The 17,022-nt window shown below is 66.7% G+C and carries 15 protein-coding genes; 8 read left to right on the top strand and 7 right to left on the bottom strand.

The genetic code is table 11. From position 1 onward, the window contains the following. Positions 1 to 15: 15 nt before the first annotated feature. The 4 genes from AC1DS3_RS05165 to AC1DS3_RS05180 form a co-directional block, all read right to left on the bottom strand. Positions 16 to 489 (bottom strand): tripartite tricarboxylate transporter TctB family protein, encoded by a 474-nt coding sequence (locus AC1DS3_RS05165; RefSeq protein WP_441640465.1) that lies wholly within the window; start codon positions 487 to 489, stop codon positions 16 to 18. A gap of 242 nt (positions 490 to 731) precedes the next feature. Then, entirely contained in the window at positions 732 to 1,700 is a 969-nt protein-coding gene (locus AC1DS3_RS05170; protein ID WP_477109319.1) for a Bug family tripartite tricarboxylate transporter substrate binding protein, read from the bottom strand. Between the two features lie 372 nt (positions 1,701 to 2,072). After that, positions 2,073 to 3,542 carry a sensor histidine kinase gene (locus AC1DS3_RS05175; protein ID WP_441640467.1) on the bottom strand — a complete coding sequence of 490 codons (1,470 nt, stop codon included), beginning with the start codon at positions 3,540 to 3,542 and terminating at the stop codon, positions 2,073 to 2,075. After that, positions 3,542 to 4,216, bottom strand: a complete 675-nt coding sequence (locus AC1DS3_RS05180) for a response regulator (protein WP_043352486.1) — start codon at positions 4,214 to 4,216, stop codon at positions 3,542 to 3,544. Before AC1DS3_RS05180 ends, AC1DS3_RS05175 begins: the two co-directional genes overlap by 1 nt. A gap of 259 nt (positions 4,217 to 4,475) precedes the next feature. Here AC1DS3_RS05180 and AC1DS3_RS05185 point away from each other — a divergent pair, with 259 nt between their 5' ends. Beyond that, on the top strand, positions 4,476 to 5,633 hold the full coding sequence (locus AC1DS3_RS05185; protein WP_441640468.1) for an ABC transporter substrate-binding protein: 1,158 nt from the start codon (positions 4,476 to 4,478) through the stop codon (positions 5,631 to 5,633). 25 nt (positions 5,634 to 5,658) lie between these two features. On the opposite strand, the gene AC1DS3_RS05190 is transcribed toward AC1DS3_RS05185, so the two are convergent. Further along, on the bottom strand, positions 5,659 to 6,426 hold the full coding sequence (locus tag AC1DS3_RS05190) for a TetR family transcriptional regulator (RefSeq protein ID WP_441640469.1): 768 nt from the start codon (positions 6,424 to 6,426) through the stop codon (positions 5,659 to 5,661). Positions 6,427 to 6,872: 446 nt separating this feature from the next. Between AC1DS3_RS05190 and AC1DS3_RS05195 the strand changes: the two genes are divergently transcribed. From AC1DS3_RS05195 to AC1DS3_RS05210, 4 genes are all read left to right on the top strand, one after another. Then, the gene (locus AC1DS3_RS05195) at positions 6,873 to 8,105 is read left to right on the top strand and encodes an efflux RND transporter periplasmic adaptor subunit (protein WP_441640470.1); all 1,233 of its coding nucleotides are present in this window, start codon (positions 6,873 to 6,875) and stop codon (positions 8,103 to 8,105) included. A gap of 30 nt (positions 8,106 to 8,135) precedes the next feature. Continuing rightward, entirely contained in the window at positions 8,136 to 11,288 is a 3,153-nt protein-coding gene (locus AC1DS3_RS05200; protein ID WP_441640471.1) for an efflux RND transporter permease subunit, read from the top strand. Position 11,289: 1 nt separating this feature from the next. Beyond that, positions 11,290 to 12,765, top strand: coding sequence for an efflux transporter outer membrane subunit (locus AC1DS3_RS05205; RefSeq protein WP_441640472.1), 1,476 nt, complete (start codon positions 11,290 to 11,292; stop codon positions 12,763 to 12,765). Positions 12,766 to 12,976: 211 nt separating this feature from the next. Beyond that, on the top strand, positions 12,977 to 13,435 hold the full coding sequence (locus AC1DS3_RS05210) for a GNAT family N-acetyltransferase (protein ID WP_441640473.1): 459 nt from the start codon (positions 12,977 to 12,979) through the stop codon (positions 13,433 to 13,435). A gap of 4 nt (positions 13,436 to 13,439) precedes the next feature. Here the strand turns inward: AC1DS3_RS05210 and AC1DS3_RS05215 are convergent, their stop codons facing one another. Next, the gene (locus AC1DS3_RS05215; protein ID WP_441640474.1) at positions 13,440 to 14,576 is read right to left on the bottom strand and encodes a CapA family protein; all 1,137 of its coding nucleotides are present in this window, start codon (positions 14,574 to 14,576) and stop codon (positions 13,440 to 13,442) included. A 212-nt stretch (positions 14,577 to 14,788) separates the two neighbouring features. Between AC1DS3_RS05215 and AC1DS3_RS05220 the strand changes: the two genes are divergently transcribed. Continuing rightward, positions 14,789 to 15,523, top strand: a complete 735-nt coding sequence (locus tag AC1DS3_RS05220) for an oxygen-binding di-iron domain-containing protein (protein WP_441640475.1) — start codon at positions 14,789 to 14,791, stop codon at positions 15,521 to 15,523. A 24-nt stretch (positions 15,524 to 15,547) separates the two neighbouring features. On the opposite strand, the gene AC1DS3_RS05225 is transcribed toward AC1DS3_RS05220, so the two are convergent. Continuing rightward, positions 15,548 to 16,156 carry a glutathione S-transferase family protein gene (locus AC1DS3_RS05225; protein WP_441640476.1) on the bottom strand — a complete coding sequence of 203 codons (609 nt, stop codon included), beginning with the start codon at positions 16,154 to 16,156 and terminating at the stop codon, positions 15,548 to 15,550. A gap of 155 nt (positions 16,157 to 16,311) precedes the next feature. Here AC1DS3_RS05225 and AC1DS3_RS05230 point away from each other — a divergent pair, with 155 nt between their 5' ends. Together AC1DS3_RS05230 and AC1DS3_RS05235 are read left to right on the top strand one after the other, a co-directional pair. Continuing rightward, positions 16,312 to 16,761 carry an Lrp/AsnC family transcriptional regulator gene (locus AC1DS3_RS05230; protein WP_477109321.1) on the top strand — a complete coding sequence of 150 codons (450 nt, stop codon included), beginning with the start codon at positions 16,312 to 16,314 and terminating at the stop codon, positions 16,759 to 16,761. A 144-nt stretch (positions 16,762 to 16,905) separates the two neighbouring features. Beyond that, positions 16,906 to 17,022, top strand: a 117-nt coding sequence (locus AC1DS3_RS05235) for an IS4/Tn5 family transposase DNA-binding protein (RefSeq protein ID WP_477126786.1), incomplete at its 3' end; no start/stop codon positions are given.

The raw sequence follows: 17,022 nt of genomic DNA on the forward strand, positions 1-17,022 counted from the left end.
GATCATCAGCTCCGTTCAGAACCCGGCGACGGGCAGCAACGGCAAATTGATGCCGAGCAGGAATTCAAACAGTGCCCACATCGGCAACGTAATGCACAGGCCGATCAGGGCATCGCGCAGGAAGCGCTTGCTGCCGTAGCCACGCGCCACGCAGACCATCAGCAGGGTCGACGCCAGCACAAAGCCCAGCGTGCCGATCAGCGCCATGTTGGCCACCAGGCCGGCAGCCACCCACAGGAAGCCGCGGAAATTGTGCGGGGCGTCGGGCAGTTCGGCGTCTTCTTCCGGCATATTGCGAAAGCCGCCGCGAATGCCTTGCCAGGTCAGCGCCGCGCCGCACGCGGCCAGGCCGATGGCGACCAGCGTGGGCATGAAGCGCGGCGACAGGCCGGCATAGCCTTCGTCGCCGGAGATGCCCGACAGGCCGACGAAGTAGAAGGCGGAGAGCAGCAATATGGCAATGCCGATCGCCAGGTGTGAGGGTTTCATGATTGGAAGTGGCTCCTTCAAGCGGTGCCTGCGGCCGTGTTGTCCGGCCCTTGGCGTCCCGCGGTTTGTCGTCCCCGCTTAAGGCGGGGGCCCGGCGATGTGTAGTTTGGTTTTTAGGTATCGCAGGTGGACACCGGACCCCCGCCTGCCGCATGCGCACCGAGCGTTACGGTGCGCCGCAGGCAGGGCCGACAGGTAAAACGCTGAAACGATAAGGCGGTGAAACGCTCAGGCAGCGTGGCTTACTTCGCCACACCCAGCTCGCGCAGCGAACCGCCCAGGCGGGCCGACTCGCTGTCCACGAACTTGCCGAACTCGTCGCCGGTCAGCAGGAACGGGGTCCAGTCATTCTTGGCCAGCGTTTCCTTCCACAGCGGGGTTTCGGTTGCCTTGACCACCGCATCCACCAGCGCCTTGCGTTGCTCGGCGGTGATGCCCGGCGCGCCGTACACGCCGCGCCAGTTGTAGATTTCCACGTTGATGCCCTGCTCCTTGAGCGTCGGGATATCTGCGGTGCGTTCCTTGGAGGTCACGGCCAGCGCGCGCATCTTGCCGCTCTTGATGAAGGGCAGGAACTCGGACACGCCGGCCAGGCCAACGGTCACGTGGCCGCCCAGGATCGAGGCCGACGCTTCACCACCGCCCTGGAAGGGCACGTAGTTGATCTTCTTCGGGTCCACGCCGCTTTCCTTGGCCACCAGGCCCGCCAGGATGTGGTCGATCGAACCCTTGGAGCCACCACCCCAGCTCACGCTGCCCGGGTTGGCCTTGAGCTGCGCGGTCAGGTCCTTCATGGACTTCAGCGGCGAGTTCGCCGGCACGGTGATCACCATGGTGTCGGCGAACAGGCGCGCGATCGGGGTGGCGTTCTTCAGCGTGACCGGGGGGTGGTTGGTTTCGATTGCGCCAACCATCACCGCGCCGGTGACGATCATCGCGTTGGGGTTGCCCTTGTCGGTATTGACGAACTGCGTCAGGCCGATGGTGCCGCCCGCGCCGCCCTTGTTGTCGTAAGAGGCCGTCTTGGCCACGCCGGCGGCAACCAGCGCCGCGCCCAGCGAGCGGCCGGTCTGGTCGAAGCCGCCGCCCGGGTTGGCGCCGATCATGAACTTCACGCTGTCGAGCGCGAACGCGGGCGCGGCAGCCACGGTGGCGGTGATCGCGGCCGAAGCCATGACGACGTGGGCAAAGCGATGAATCGAGCGACGCATTACGGTCTCCTGTTCTTTTTCAGAGGATTGCCGGTGAGCGGTTGCCGGCGTTGCTGGCGAGGACCGACCCCGGAGGTGTCCGGCTGGCGGTGAAGCTGGCTGTCGGGGGCGGGAGAGTCGTGCGGTGCGCCGGCGCTGCGTGCGTTGACCGGGTGGCTAGGCGTTGTCTCCAGTCCCTGGCAGCGCTTGCATGCCGGACTTGTTCTTTGGCTTTCTGACTTGGTCTGGCCGGTACAGCGACCATGGCGCGATTCTAGGGGGTAGAAACTGTCAAAAGGCTGTCAATTTGTCAGGCAATGGGGTGGGGTTTACGTGGGGTCGTATGTATGGACATTTGCTTTTTTTAGATTTTTTGGTCTCTTTAGCGCCCTCTCATTCCCCGATCGGCAGCGTCAGTACCGCCCGGACCCCTTTGCCCTGCAGCGCAATCCCCAGCGCTACCGTTCCCCCGAAGCGCGCCGCCATTTCGCGGGAGATCGCCAGTCCCAGGCCGGAGCCCGGCTCCACATTCCCGACCCGGCGGTAAAACCGCGCAAATACCTTCTCGCGTTCCTCGGCAGGAATGCCCGGCCCATCGTCCTCCACCACCAGGCAGGCGGCGTCCCCGATGCGCGTGGCGGAAAGCGTGATGCGGCTGCCGCGCGGCGAATACTGGATCGCGTTGTGGGCGAGATTGGCAAAGGCTTCGCGCAATAGCGCGGCATCGGCCCGTACTGGCAGCGCCAGCCCCTGCGGCCGCTCCCAGCCAAAATCCTGCTGCTTGCCGCGCGCCAGCGGCAAGTAGTCCAGCGCCACCTGCTCGGCCACGGCCACGGCGTCGATCAGCTCCAGCGGCTCGGCTTCGCCTGGCGCGTCGCTGCCCGGGTGCTGCCGTACCCGCGCCAGCGCCAGCAGCTGGTTGGTCAGGCGCGCGGCCTGCTCCAGCTGCGTGACGATGCCGCCTACCGCCTCCCCGGCGGCATCCCGCGCCCGCGCGGGATCGGCGCTGGCGCAAAGCTGGCGCTGGGCGAATTCGGCTTGCGTCTTGAGGATGGCCAGCGGCGTGCGCAGCTGGTGCGCGGCGTCGGCGATGAATTGCGCCTGGGCCTGCGTCATGGCGGCCGAGCGCGACACGTGCAGGTTGACCGCATCGACCAGCGGGCGGACTTCCATGGGCACATGGTCGAAGGCCAGCGGTGTGAGGTCGTCGGCGGAGCGCGCCTGCACGTCGTCGCGCACGCGCGCCAGCGGGCGCAGCACATAGGTGATGCCGGCCACCAGGATGCCCGCGCTGATCAGGATCAGCAGCACGTCGCGCGCCAGCGCGCCGCGCCACACGGTGGCGATCAGCGCAAAGCGCGGCTCCGCGGTTTCGGCCACCTGCACGATCACGCGCATGTGGGCATTCGGGCGATACACCGGGTGCGCCAGCACGGCGATGCGCACCGGGTCGCCGTGATAGTCGGCGTCGTAGAAGCGCGGCTGGTTGCTGGCGATCTCCCCCTTGGGCAACGGCAGGTCGTCGTAGCCGGTGACGGTTTCGATCTTGCCGTTGCGTTCCAGCGAGACGCGATAGAAGACATGGGTCTGCGCCGCGGTCTCGAACATCTCCATGGCGGCGTCCGGCAGCGCGATCTGCACGCTTTCGCCGGCCATGCCGATGGCGTTGTCGATGGCGCGCACCGAGCCGTACAGCGAGCGGTCGTACGCCGCGTTGGCGGCGTCGCGCAGCGTGCCATAGGTCAGCCACGTGTCGAGCGCCATCATGGCTGCCAGCGCGGGCACGAGCAGCAGCAGCAACTGGCGGCGCAGGCTGCCTTGCAGCCAGCGCCGCAACCAGTGCCGTGGCAGGCGGCGCAGCATCAGGGCTGTCCTTCCGGTTCCAGCAGGTAGCCGAAGCCGCGCAGCGTGACAATGGTCACGCCGTGGCCCGAGAGCTTCTTGCGCAGCCGGTAGACCAGCACTTCGATGGCATCGGGGCTGACGTCGGCATCGAGGGAGAAGACCTTGTCGAGCAGTTGTGCCTTGGTCAGCGGCTGGCCGCTCTTGGCCAGCAGCGCGCCCAGCAGGGTCGATTCACGCGGGGTCAGCGCGAGCGGCGCACCTTCGAGCGTAAAGCTGCGCGTTTCGCCGTCGAACACCAGCGTGCCGCACTGCAGGCGCGGATGGGCGCGGCCGCGGCTACGCCGGATCAGCGCCAGGATGCGGGCTTCGAGCTCGGCAATGGCAAAGGGCTTGGGCAGGTAATCGTCGGCGCCGAGGTTGAGGCCGCGCACGCGTTCGTCGAGCGTGTCTTGCGCGGTCAGGATCAGCACCGGGGTGCGGTCGTCGCGCCCGCGCATGGATTTGAGCACCGCCAGCCCGTCCTTGCCGGGCAGGCGCAGGTCCAGCACCACCACGTCGTATTCCTCGGCCATCAGCCGCGCCTCGGCCTGCAGGCCGTCGGCCACATGCTCGATGACAAAGCCGCCCTGCTCCAGGGCACGCGCAACCCAGCGCGCCAGTTCAATCTCGTCTTCCACCAGCAATAAGCGCACGGCGGTCCTCCCCTGCCAGGTAAGCGTCCGTTTGAAATCACGCGATGGCTTTGCCACCATGGCTGGCAAGGCCGCCGCCCCCCGCGAGGACACGCCGCGGGCGCTTATAATACCTCCGCCCCGGGCTGCGCGCGGCGAGTGCGCCATGGCCCCTTTTTGGCCACCGATGTCACCGCCGATGGTTCCCGCCTTGCGCAAGCTGCCCCCCTCCCCGTCCCCCTTGCCCTTCCCCTTGTCCTTGCCCTTCACGCCCCCCTCCATGGTTGCCGAACTACCAGAAAGCTGGCACCGGCGGCGCGTCCTGGCCGGCGCCGCCGCGGCCACGCTGGCGGGGCTGAGCCATGGCGTGCATGCCCAGGCCGTGCCGCCGGTGCCGGCGGGCTACCCGGCAAGCTATGCCGAGATCATCGCGCGGGGCGTGCAGGAAGGCTCGGTCAACGTGCATGCCTCCACCGACATGGAAATCGCGCGGCCGCTGCTGGCCGCGTTCGAGGCACGCTACCCCGGCATCAAGGTGCGCTATCAGGACCTCAACACGCTGGAGCTGAACGGCCGCTTCCTGGCCGATAGCGCCGCGCTGGGCGCGGGCCAGGTGGGCGGCCCCGACTACGCCGATGTGCTGTGGAGCACGGCAATGGACCTGCAGATCAAGCTCGTCAACGATGGCCATGCCCTGCGCTACCCCTCGCCCGAGCGGGCGGGCCTGCCGGCGTGGGCCGCCTGGCGCGACGAAGCGTGGGGCACCACCTTCGAGCCCGCCGTGATTGTCTACAACCGCCGCCATTTCGCCGGCATGCGCACGCCGCGCAGCCGCACCGGCCTGGCGCGCCTGCTGCAGGAAAACACGCCGCGCTGGCGCCAGCGGGTGGTGACCTACGATGTGGAAAAATCCGGGGTGGGTTACCTTCTGGCGCAGCAGGACGCGCGCATGGGCGATGAGTTCTGGTACCTGGCCCAGGCGCTGGGGCGCTGCGGCGTGCAGTTGTCGGCGTCCACCGCGAACATGATCGAGCGCATCGCCTCCGGTGAATTCGTGATGGGCTACAACCTGCTGGGTTCGTACGCGCTGTCGCTGATGGAGCGCGGGGCGGAGATCGATGTCATCGCGCCGCGCGACTACACGCTGGTGATGTCGCGCGTGGCCTTTATCGCGCGCCGCGCGCCGCATCCCAACGCGGCCCGGCTCTGGCTGGATTTCCTGCTCTCGCGTGCGGGCCAGACGCTGCTGGGGCAGAGCGCCTCGCAGCTCTACACGATCCGCACCGACACCGACAGCGAGCACACCGCCGCGGCGCTGTCGGAGCGGCTGGGCTACGCGCTCAAGCCGATCAGCGTCGGCCCCGGCCTGCTGGCGGCGCAGGACACCCTGCGCAAGCGCAATTTCCTGGCGCGCTGGCGCGAGGCCGTGCGAGGCTGAGCGGCGCACGGCGCCGCTGCGGCGATCAGCCGGGCAGCGCCTTGGCGGCGAGCGTTGGCGCAGCCCGCTTGGCCTCGGCCTCGGCCTCGGCCTTCTTCTTGGCCTCCTGGCACATCGAGGCAACTTCTTCCTCTAGCTTCGGCACGGGACGCGCCACATAACCCTGGCGCAAGGCTGGCGACAGCTTGAGGGTGTCGATGAAGGCGTCGGCCACCCGCTCGGCATTGCTCTCGAGATCGAAATCTTCAGGGGCGAACAGCCAGTGCGACAGCATGCCGCCAATCGAGGCGTGGAACACATTGACGGCAAGGTCCAGGTCGAGGTCGGCCGGCAACTGCCCGCGCTCCATCGCCATGCGCAGGTGCTCGCGCATCTTCACCGCGCCTTCCTGGTGCGACTGGCGCTGCCGCTCGAAGATGGCGCCGTTGTCCGCCACCATCTCGCACTTGTGGAAAACGATCTCGAACACGCGCCGCCACTGCGGGTTTTCCACGGTCTGGCGCAATACAAAGGCGCAGATGTCGCGGATGCTGGCAAGCGGGTCTTCCTGGCTCGCGACGCGTCCCGGCTCGCACAGTGCCTCAAGCGGCAGGTGGACGCGGTCGGACATCGCGGCGAAGACATCGCTCTTGTTCTTGAAATGCCAGTAGATGGCGCCGCGCGTCACGCCGGCCGCCTCCGCAATATCGGCTAGCGAAGGGCGGGCAACGCCGCGGGCGTGAAATACCGCCTCGGCCGCGTCGAGAATGCGATGGCGTGTTTCAAGCGCCTCTTCCTTGGTGCGTCTGACCATGATGTTCTCTGGTGCCGGCCACAAAAGACCGGTCTGGTTCTGTCTCCCTGAGTGCTGGCGGTGAAGCCCGCCTTGCACTGTGCGCGCCGCGCCGGCGCGTTAGGACGTGGATATATAGGGCGGCTATCGCCGCGTTGCAACAAGTTCTTACATACATGCTTGAATGTATATATAATACGCGTTCGCCTGACTTTCGGCCAGCCCATCGGCGTGATGGGCTGGCAGACGGCGGCGCACACCGCTCCACGGTTCGCGCTGCCATGTCGGCATGTCGTTACTAATTTGCAACCTTTCGTCGCATGTGCCACGTCAGCGTTGCAAATTGTGGCTAGCATTAATCTTTTTGCCCGCCTCTGTGCCATCTGCCAGCGGTGGGCCGCGCCGTATCCGGATACGACACCGGGAGCGCATGCGGCCGATCTCAAATTGCCATCATGGGGTTATCGATGAGGAAGTCCCAACGTATCACTTGCGTTGCCGCTGCCGTGTTGTCGGCGCTTGCGCTGTCCGCCTGCGGCGAAAAGAAGCCGCAGGGCGGCGCCATGCCGCCGCCGGAAGTGGGTGTCGTTACCGTCACACCTACGACCGTTTCTGTTATCAATGAACTGCCGGGCCGCCTCGAAGGCGTGCGCACCGCCGAAGTGCGTGCGCGGGTTGCCGGCATCGTGCTGTCCCGTAACTACACGGAAGGCGGCGAGGTCAAGGCAGGCCAGTTGCTGTTCAAGATCGACCCCGCGCCCTACCAGGCACAGCTCGAGTCGGCCAAGGCCAGCCTTGCCCGCGCCGAAGCCAACGCCGTGGCAGCCCGCCAGAAGGCCGAGCGCTACAAGCCGCTGGTCGCCGTCAATGCGGTGAGCAAGCAGGAATACGACGAAGCCGTGGCGGCCGCGGGCCAGGCCACCGCCGATATCGCCTCGGCCAAGGCTGCCGTTAGCACTGCCCAGATCAACCTCGGCTACACCGCCGTCACCGCGCCCATCAGCGGCCGCGTGGGCCGCGCGCTGGTGACCGAAGGCGCGCTGGTCGGCAGCAGCGAAGCCACCAAGCTGACCATGGTCGAGCAGGTCGACCCGATCTGGGTGACCTTCACCCAGCCCGCGAGCGAAGTGATGAAGCTGCGCCGCGCCATCGAGAGCGGCAAGGTCAAGGGCGTCGACGGCGGCGCCCGCGTCCATCTGTTCATCGAGGACGGCCGCGAATACGAGCAAACCGGCAAGCTGCTGTTCTCGGACATGACGGTTGACCCGACCACCGGCGCCATCACGCTGCGCGCGCAGTTCCCCAACGCCAAGCGCGATCTGCTGTCGGGCACCTTCGTGCGCGTCAAGATCGAGCAAGGCGTGGACGAAAACGCGCTGACCGTGCCGCAGCGCGCGCTGATCCGCAATGCGCAAGGCGCATCGGTGATGGTGGTGGGCGGCGACGGCAACGTCGCGGCGGTGCCGGTCAAGGCGCCCCAGGCCATCGGCGAGAGCTGGATCGTTACCGAGGGCCTGAAGGGTGGCGAGAAGGTGATCGTCGAGGGCTTGCAGAAGGTCAAGGTCGGCGCGCCCGCCAAGGCCGTGCCGTTTGTCTCGAAGACCGCCGCCGCCTCGGCTCCCGCCACGCAGCCGGCCGCCAGCGCAGCCTCGGCTCCTGCCGCGGTGACCGCTGAAAAGGCCGACGCCAAGCAGGGCTAATCACAGCGCAATTCGAAGGGAGCCAGTGTTATGGCCAAGTTTTTTATTGACCGGCCGGTGTTCGCGTGGGTGCTTGCGCTGATCATCGTGCTGGGGGGCTTGCTGTCGGTGGTGCAACTGCCGATCGCCCAGTACCCCAACATCGCCCCGCCGACGATCTCGGTCACGGCGACCTATCCGGGCGCATCCGCCAAGACGCTTGAAGACTCGGTCACCACGGTGATCGAGCAAGAGCTCAACGGCATTCCCGGGCTGCTTTACTACAACTCCACCAGCGAAGCCACCGGCCTGTCGACGATCACGATCGCCTTCCAGCCGGGCTCCAACATCGACCTGAACTCGGTCGAGGTGCAGAACCGCCTCAAGCGCGTCGAAGCGCGCCTGCCGGCGGAAGTGCGCCAGCAGGGCGTGCGCGTGGACAAGGCCGGGAACAACTACATGATGTTCCTGACGGTCACGTCCAAGTCCGGGCAGGCCGACGCCATCCAGCTGGGCAACTACATCTCGTCCAGCGTGATCGATTCGATCCGCCGCGTGCCGGGCGTGGGCCAGGCCGACCTGTTCGGCACCGAGTACGCCATGCGCATCTGGGTGGATCCGGCCAAGCTGACCGGCTTCAACCTGACGCCGCAGGACGTCACCGCCGCCATCTCGGAGCAGAACGTCCAGGTCGCCGTGGGCGAGCTGGGCGGCACGCCGTCGCCCAAGGGCACGGAGCTCAACGCCACCGTCACCACCGAGAGCCGCCTCACCACGCCGGAGCAGTTCGCCAACATCCTGCTGCGCACGAACCCGGACGGCTCCTCGGTACGCATCAAGGACATCGGCCGCGTCGAACTCGGCGGTGCCGACTACTCCACGCTGGCCCGTACCAACGGCAAGGCGTCGGCGGCCATCGCCATCAAGCTGGCCCCGAGCGGCAACGCCCTGGCCACCGCCACCGCGGTGCGCGCCAAGATGGAAGAGCTCTCCAAGTTCTTCCCGGCCGACTACCAGTACACCGTGCCTTACGACACCTCGGCCTTCGTCAAGATCTCGATCGAGGAAGTGATCAAGACCCTGGTCGAAGCCGTGGTGCTGGTGTTCCTGGTGATGTACCTGTTCCTGCAGAACATCCGCGCCACCATCATCCCGACGGTGGTGGTGCCGGTTGCCCTGCTGGGCACCACCGGCATGCTGCTGGCGTTCGGCTTCTCCATCAACGTGCTGACCATGTTCGGCATGGTGCTGGCGATCGGTATCCTGGTGGACGATGCGATCGTGGTGGTGGAAAACGTCGAGCGGATCATGAGCGAGGAAGGACTCTCGCCACGCGACGCCACGCGCAAGGCCATGGGCCAGATCACCGGCGCCATCGTCGGCATTACGCTGGTGCTGACCGCTGTGTTCATCCCGATGGCATTCTTCTCGGGCTCGGTGGGTAACATCTACCGTCAGTTCTCGCTGTCGCTGATCGCGTCGATCGCGTTCTCGGCGCTGCTGGCCTTGACGCTCACGCCGGCGCTGTGCGCCACGTTGCTCAAGCCGGTCGAGGCTGGCCACCACCACGAGAAGAAGGGCTTCTTCGGCTGGTTCAACCGCACCTTCGCACGCGCCGCCACCGGCTACCAGAGCATGGTGGGCCGCATCCTGGCGCGCGCCGGACGCTACCTGATCATCTACGCGGTCATCGTCGTCGGCATGGTGGTGCTGTTCAAGCGCCTGCCCTCTTCCTTCCTCCCCGAGGAAGACCAGGGCTACATGATCACGGTGGTGCAGCTGCCCAACGGCGCCACGCAGGAACGTACCATCGGCGTGCTCAAGCAGATCGAGGACTACTACCTGCAGAAGGAATCCAAGGTGGTGGACCAGATGATCACCGTGGCGGGCTTTTCCTTCTTCGGCCGCGGCCAGAATGGCGGTATCGCGTTCGTGCGCCTGAAGGACTGGAAGGAACGCACCGGCAAGGACGAGACCGCGCAGGCACTGGTTGGCCGGGCGTTTGGTGCGCTGTCCTTCATCAAGGACGCCATCATCTTCCCGCTTAACCCGCCGGCGATCTCCGAGCTGGGCAACTCCTCGGGCTTCGACTTCCGCCTGCAGGACCGCACCGGCCAGGGTCACGCCAAGCTGATGGAAGCGCGCAACATGATGCTCGGCATGGCGGCGAAGAATCCTGCGCTGGTGGGCGTTCGCCCCGAAGGCCAGGAAGACGCGCCGCAACTGCAGATCGACATTGACCGCGAGAAGGCACGCGCGCTGGGCGTCTCGGTGGCCAACATCAACGCCACGGTGGCCATCGCCTTCGGCTCCTCCTACGTCAACGACTTCATCTATGAAGGCCGTGTGCGCAAGGTGATCGCCCAGGCGGAAGGCGACGACCGCAAGCTGCCCGACGACCTGACCAAGCTGCGCGTGAAGAACAAGAACGGCGACATGGTTGCGTTCGCCGCCTTTGCCACTTCCAAGTGGATCATGGGCTCGCCGCGCCTGGAGCGCTACAACGGCTTGCCGGCGGTGAAGATCGCTGGCCAGGCCGCTCCGGGACGCAGCACCGGCGAAGCCATGAAGATCATGGAAGACAACTTCGCCAAGCTGCCGCCGGGCTTCGGCTTCGAGTGGTCGGGCCAGTCCTATGAAGAGCGCCTGGCCGGTTCGCAAGAGCCGATGCTGTACACGCTGTCGCTGATCATCGTGTTCCTGTGCCTGGCCGCGCTGTATGAGAGCTGGTCGATCCCGGTCGCGGTGCTGCTGGTGGTGCCGCTCGGCGTGCTGGGCGCGCTGCTCGGCGTGACCCTGCGCGGCATGCCCAACGACGTGTACTTCAAGGTGGGCCTGATCGCGACGATTGGCTTGTCGGCGAAGAACGCCATCCTGATCGTGGAATTCGCCAAGGATCTGCAGGCCCAGGGCCGTGGCGTCATCGACGCTACGCTCGAAGCCGTGCACCTGCGGTTCCGCCCGATCCTGATGACCTCGATGGCCTTTATCCTGGGCGTGCTGCCTCTGGCGATCGCCAGCGGCGCGGGCTCGGGTGGCCAGCGCGCCATCGGTACCAGCGTGATCGGCGGCATGATCACTGCCACGGTGCTGGCGATTTTCCTGGTGCCGGTGTTCTTCGTGGTGATCCGTAGCCGCTTCAAGGGCAGCAAGCGAGAGCAGATGCTGAACGAGCAAGGGCTCGAACCCAAGGAAGGAATCTGACATGACAAAGACACTGACCACGCTGTTGCTGGTGGCGGGCGTCCTCTCGGGTTGCACACTGGCACCCGTTTATGAACGCCCTGCCCCGCCGGTGGCCACCAGCTTCCCGGCTGCGCCGGAAGGCTACGCGGCCGCCGAAGTGAAGACCGGCGAAACCCGCCGGGCGAGCGAGATCGGCTGGCGCGAGTTCTTCCGCGACCCGCGCCTGCAAGGCCTCATCGCGACCTCGCTGGAGAACAACCGCGACCTGCGCACTGCCGCGCTGCGCATCGAGGAAGCGCGCGCGCTGTACCAGGTGCAGCGCGCCGACCTGCTGCCCACGGTGAACGCCACCGGCGGTTTCAACCGTTCGCGCACCCCGGCCCTGCAGTCGGCCACCGGCAAGCCGGTTGTTTCCGAGTACTTCCAGGCGGGTGCCGGAGTGACTTCGTTCGAGCTGGACTTCTTCGGCCGCGTGCGCAGCCTGTCCAACGCGGCGCTGTCGCAGTACTTCGCCACCGAGGAAGCACGCCGTTCCGCGCAGATCTCGCTGGTCTCCGAAGTCGCCAAGGCCTACCTGTCCGAGCGCTCCTTCGCCGAGCAGTACGAGCTCGCGCAGAACACGCTGAAGACGCGCGAGTACACGCTGAGCCTGGCCAAGCAACGCTTCGATGCGGGCGCCACGTCGGCGCTGGACCTGCGCGACAACGAATCGCTGGTGGCGCAGGCCCGCGTTTCCGCCGCACAGCTGGCACGGCAGCGCGCGCAGGCGCAGAACGCGCTTGAGGTGCTGGTGGGCAAGCCGCTTGGCACCATCGAGAACCTGCCCGCACCGATGCGCCTGTCGGACGAGCGCATCATCAGCGACATCCCGGCAGGGCTGCCGTCGGACCTGCTCGAGCAGCGTCCCGACATCCGCCAGGCCGAGCAGTTGCTGCGCTCCGCCAACGCCAATATCGGTGCGGCGCGCGCTGCGTTCTTCCCGCGCATTACGCTCACCGCCAACGCTGGTGCGATCAGCCCGACGTTCTCGAGCCTGTTCGACTCCGGTACCGGCGCGTGGTCGTTCGCACCGCAGCTGGTGCTGCCGATCTTCGACTACGGCCGGAACCTGTCCAACCTGGACCTGACCAACGTGCGCAAGAATATCCAGATCGCCAACTACGAGAAGACCATCCAGACGGCCTTCGCGGAAGTGGCGGATGCACTGGTGGCGCGCGGCACGCTGGAGGAGCAGGTTACCAGCCAGGAGCAGGTGCGCAACGCCGAGGCAGCGCGCTACGAGTTGTCGACGTTGCGCTTCACGAACGGCGTGGCCAGCCAGCTGGACCAGCTCGACTCGCAGCGTCAGCTGTTCGCTGCCGACCAGGCCCTGATCCAGGCGCGGCAGCTGCGCCTGAACAATGCCATCGACCTGTACCGGTCGCTTGGCGGCGGCCTGAGCGAGACCGGACCGGTGGCCTCGGCGGACGTCAAGCCGGCGGTGACCACGCAGTAAGGCAGACAGGTTCATCCTGCCATCCGGTGCGGTCTGCCGGATGGCCTCGAAGCGAAGCGCCAACAGCGCTTCGCTTTTTTTTGTTTCCCGGCTTCGGGCCATGGCGCCGGTGGGAAGTTCTCCAAATCGCAAGGCACTGCGTTAGGATGGCGGTGCGCGCCGCGCAAACTCTCTCTCCCACCACCCACGCAAATCCCCAAGGAAGCCTGTCATGGAAGTCCGCCCGCTTGATGCCGATGATGTCGAGTTGGTCTGCCGCCATCGCGAATCCATGTTCCGCGAGGCCGGGCGCGGCGATGAGGTGCTGCAGGCCATGACGCAGCAGTTCCGGCCGTGGCTTGTGCCGCGCCTGCGCGATGGCAGCTACTTCGGCTTCGTGCTGGTGGACCAGGGCCAGCCGGTGGGCGGCATCGGCCTGATGGCGATCGACTGGCCGCCGCATCCGGCCCATCCCATGCAGGACAAGCGTGGCTACGTGCTGAACGTGTATGTGGAGGCAACGCATCGCAAGCAGGGGCTGGGGCGCCGCCTCATGCAGCTGGCGGAAGATGAGTTCGCCAGGCGCGACCTCCAGTATGCGATCCTGCATGCCACCGAGATGGGGCGGTCGCTGTATGTCGCGCTGGGCTGGCACGCCACGAGCGAGATGGCGAAAGCCATGCGCGCGTAGCGCGCTAGCCGTCCCAGCGCAACGCCAGCGTATCGTCCGCCGCGCGGGTCGCGTGCGTGCCCTGCTTGCCGCTTTCCCGGTCCAGCGTGGCGCAGAGCCACGACACGCCTTGCGCCGGCGCGCGGCGCAGGCTGAAATGACGGATCTGCATCGGCACCGCGGACAACTGGCGCAATGCGCCGGTTGCGCCGTCGACAAGCGGGAAGTACATCAAGGCCAGGTCGGGCCGGTATCGCTCGTATCCGCCGATGCCTTCGTAGTCGTTGAGGAAGTCACCGCAGCCATAGAGAATCAGGCGGCCGCGATACACCTCGGCACCCCTGATGTGATGGGACGAGTGCCCGTACACGATATCGGCGCCGCCCGCATCGATCAGCCGGTGCGCGAAGGCCTGCTCCTGGCGCGAAATGTCGAAGCCCCAGTTGCCGCCCCAATGCAGCGACACCACCAGGATATCGCCCGCGCCCTTCGCCGCTGCCGTCAGGCGGGCAACCCCATCGGCCGCGCGCACTGAAATGTCGGGCAGGAAATGGATGCCGGCGCGCCCGGGGGCCGCGGCCCAGTCTGCCGGCACGCCGCTCGCCGCGGTGGCATAGGCAAAGACGAGCACCCTTGCCCCTTGCGCGAGCGCGATCGCCGCAGGCGCGCTGGCCTGCGCCTCGTCGCGTCCGGCGCCCGCGGTCCGCATGCCAGCGCCGTGCAAGGTTGCCAGGGTTTCGTCGAGCCCGGCGCGCCCCCAGTCCAGCACGTGGTTGTTCGCCAGCACGCAGCAATCGAGCCGCGCGCTGCTCAGGCACGCCACATTGGCGGGGTGCATCCGGTAGTGGATGCCCTTGCCTGGCTGTGCGTCCTCGCTCGCGGTGACGGCCGTTTCCAGGTTGACGATGCGCACATCCGGCTGGAAGCGATCCAGCTGCGCGAGCGCGTCGCCCCACGGATAAGCGGGATCAACCGGCCGCTGTATCGCGCCTGTGGCACGCTCGGCCAGCTCGACATAATCGACTGCCGAGCGTAGCCAGCCCTCGAACAGGTGCGGCTTGCCCGGATGCGGCAGGATCTGGTCGATGCCACGGCCGGTCATCACATCGCCGCACAGGAACAGACGCACGCTGTCGCGCGCTGTCCGAGTCACGTCATCCATCGCGCTTTTCCCTCCTCCCGGCTGGCGCGGCTGCCTGCTCGCCGGAGCGTCGGATCGTCGGATCCGTCGCCCCTATTTTGCGCCGTCGAGCGTCACATGTGCCGCCCGGCCAGGCAAAAGGTGGCATGCCTGTGGCGTTGCAGTGACTAGAATGAAGCAGGCCGGCGCCGACGGCCGGGCTCCCGCGCCCAGACGATTTCCAGGAGACAACGATGACCGTCACCAACGCCCGGTCGGGCACCAACGTCCACGAAATCGCGGACGGGATCTATCGGATCAATACCCCGGTCCACATCGACGGGGGCCCGGGCGGCTTCTCCTTCAACCAGTACCTGATCGTCGACGACGAGCCGCTGTTGTTCCATACGGGGCTGCGCAAGATGTTCCCGTTGGTGCATGAAGCCGTCGCCAGCGTGATCGCACCGGGCAGGCTGCGTCATATTGCCTTTTCGCACGTGGAAGCCGACGAGTGCGGCTCGCTCAATGAATGGCTTGCGGCGGCGCCCCACGCATCGCCGCTGTGCGGCACCGTTGCCGCGATGGTGTCCGTCAACGACCTGGCCGACCGGCCCGCGCAGGGCCTGGCGGACGGGCAAGCCGTGCCGCTTGGCCGCCATACCGTGCGCTGGTTCGATACGCCGCACTTGCCGCATGCCTGGGAGTGCGGGCTCATGATGGAGGAACACACCGGCACGCTGCTCTGCAGCGACTTGTTCAGCCAGGGCGGTGCCGAACTCCCGCCTCTGACCGAGGCCGACATCCTCGGGCCGAGCGAAGCGTTCCGGCGCGGCATGGATTATTTCTCCCACACGCCGAGCGCCGGCGCCATGCTGGAACGCATGGCGCTGCTGCAGCCGACCACCCTGGCCTGCATGCATGGCAGCGCCTGGCGCGGCGACGGCGCCGGCCTGCTGCGCGCGCTTGCCCAGGCCCTGCTGGCGCACTAAGCACGGCTGGCGCGCGGCAGTGGATCAGGTCTGCGGTGTGTCCTTGAACACGGCAAGGCGTTCGGCCGCCGCGCTGAACGCCGCCAGCGCAGGATATGCCGGCGCCTCGACGCATGCGGGCAGCATCAGCTGCGTGAAGCTCCACGCCACGGCGGCGCTCACCTCGGCCTGCGTAAGCAAGCGCTCGTCCGCGGGAAGCGCGGCCCCCGTCAGTTCCGTCTCCAGCGCCCCGTAGGCGGCATGCAACTGCCCCTGCACGCGCTCGATCCACGGCTCGTGCTGTTTTTCCGCCGGGCGCAGGTTGCGCTCATAGACGATCTGCACCGTTTTTTCGCAGGCGGCGAGCGCCAGGCCGATCACGCGCAAGGCGTGCTGGCGCTGCTCTTGCCGCGCGGGCATCAGGCTGCGCGCGGCCAGCGTCTCGGCGTAGTCGAGGATCAGGCCGGACTCCATCAGCACCACGCCGTTGTCGCAAACCAGGGTGGGCGCCTTCACCACGGGATTGATCGCGCGAAACTGCTCGAACGTGCTGAACACCGAGACGGCCTGATGCTCGAACGGCAGGTCCAGCAGCCGCAGCGAGATCGCCACGCGGCGCACATAGGGTGAGTCGAGCATGCCGATGAGTTGCATATTGCCTCCGGAAGGATATCGGGTTGCGCATTGAGCCGCGCGGAGTTCCAGCATAATCGCGGCACGCCATCGCCATGAATGGCAAGGCATCGGAAATCGGCACCGCGCACCGATGAATCATCGGTGGCGCACGACAGGTGCCATAGGAGGATGGGGTGGAACTGGACAAGAAAGACCGACTGATCCTGGAGGCGCTGCAGGCCGATGCCCGGCAGAGCCTGGCAGCGCTGGGCAAACGCATCGGCTTGTCGCAGCCGGCCATGAGCGAGCGCGTGCGCAAGCTCGAAGACGCGGGCGTGATCGAGGGCTACGGTGCGCGGGTGAACCTGCGCGCGCTGGGTGTCGGCCTGCAGGCGATCATCCATATCGAGACCACGCACGCCTATATCCAGAAGTATGTGAAGCTGTTCGAGAGCATGCCCGAAGTGCTGAGCGCCGATCGCGTGACCGGGGCGCATTGCTTTATCGTGCGTTGCGCCATCGCCGATCCGGCCGACCTGGAGCACGTGGTCGACACGCTCGCGGCCCACGGCTCGGTGACCACATCGCTGGTGCTCTCAAGCCCGGTGCGCAAGACCGTGACGGTACCGGCCGTGAGAGTTTGAACGGCTTGATCTAGCGCTGGTTTGCTCCCCTCTCCCCATGCTCAGGATTACCCACAAATCTGGGGGGCGAAGGTGGAAAAGCGGTTGTAAACCGCTGTAAACCTGTGTTAACTTGCTTGCCGTCATTCACCGCGATGTACGCCATTGCCTTCCACCTCCGACTCCGACGACTGGGCGATCGACGAATTTGGCGCAGCCGAATTGGGGGATGCCCGCCGCACGCAACGCTTGGTTGCGCTCGCGCGACGTCTTGCGCAAAGC

The sequence above is a fragment of the Cupriavidus sp. 01L46 genome (assembly GCF_056399905.1).

Coding starts and splice junctions, on each gene's coding strand:
- AC1DS3_RS05165 (WP_441640465.1), bottom strand. CDS start 489: ATGAAACCCTCACACCTGGCGATCGGCATTGCCATATTGCTGCTCTCC.
- AC1DS3_RS05170 (WP_477109319.1), bottom strand. CDS start 1,700: ATGCGTCGCTCGATTCATCGCTTTGCCCACGTCGTCATGGCTTCGGCC.
- AC1DS3_RS05175 (WP_441640467.1), bottom strand. CDS start 3,542: ATGCTGCGCCGCCTGCCACGGCACTGGTTGCGGCGCTGGCTGCAAGGC.
- AC1DS3_RS05185 (WP_441640468.1), top strand. CDS start 4,476: ATGGTTGCCGAACTACCAGAAAGCTGGCACCGGCGGCGCGTCCTGGCC.
- AC1DS3_RS05190 (WP_441640469.1), bottom strand. CDS start 6,426: ATGGTCAGACGCACCAAGGAAGAGGCGCTTGAAACACGCCATCGCATT.
- AC1DS3_RS05195 (WP_441640470.1), top strand. CDS start 6,873: ATGAGGAAGTCCCAACGTATCACTTGCGTTGCCGCTGCCGTGTTGTCG.
- AC1DS3_RS05200 (WP_441640471.1), top strand. CDS start 8,136: ATGGCCAAGTTTTTTATTGACCGGCCGGTGTTCGCGTGGGTGCTTGCG.
- AC1DS3_RS05205 (WP_441640472.1), top strand. CDS start 11,290: ATGACAAAGACACTGACCACGCTGTTGCTGGTGGCGGGCGTCCTCTCG.
- AC1DS3_RS05210 (WP_441640473.1), top strand. CDS start 12,977: ATGGAAGTCCGCCCGCTTGATGCCGATGATGTCGAGTTGGTCTGCCGC.
- AC1DS3_RS05215 (WP_441640474.1), bottom strand. CDS start 14,576: ATGGATGACGTGACTCGGACAGCGCGCGACAGCGTGCGTCTGTTCCTG.
- AC1DS3_RS05220 (WP_441640475.1), top strand. CDS start 14,789: ATGACCGTCACCAACGCCCGGTCGGGCACCAACGTCCACGAAATCGCG.
- AC1DS3_RS05225 (WP_441640476.1), bottom strand. CDS start 16,156: ATGCAACTCATCGGCATGCTCGACTCACCCTATGTGCGCCGCGTGGCG.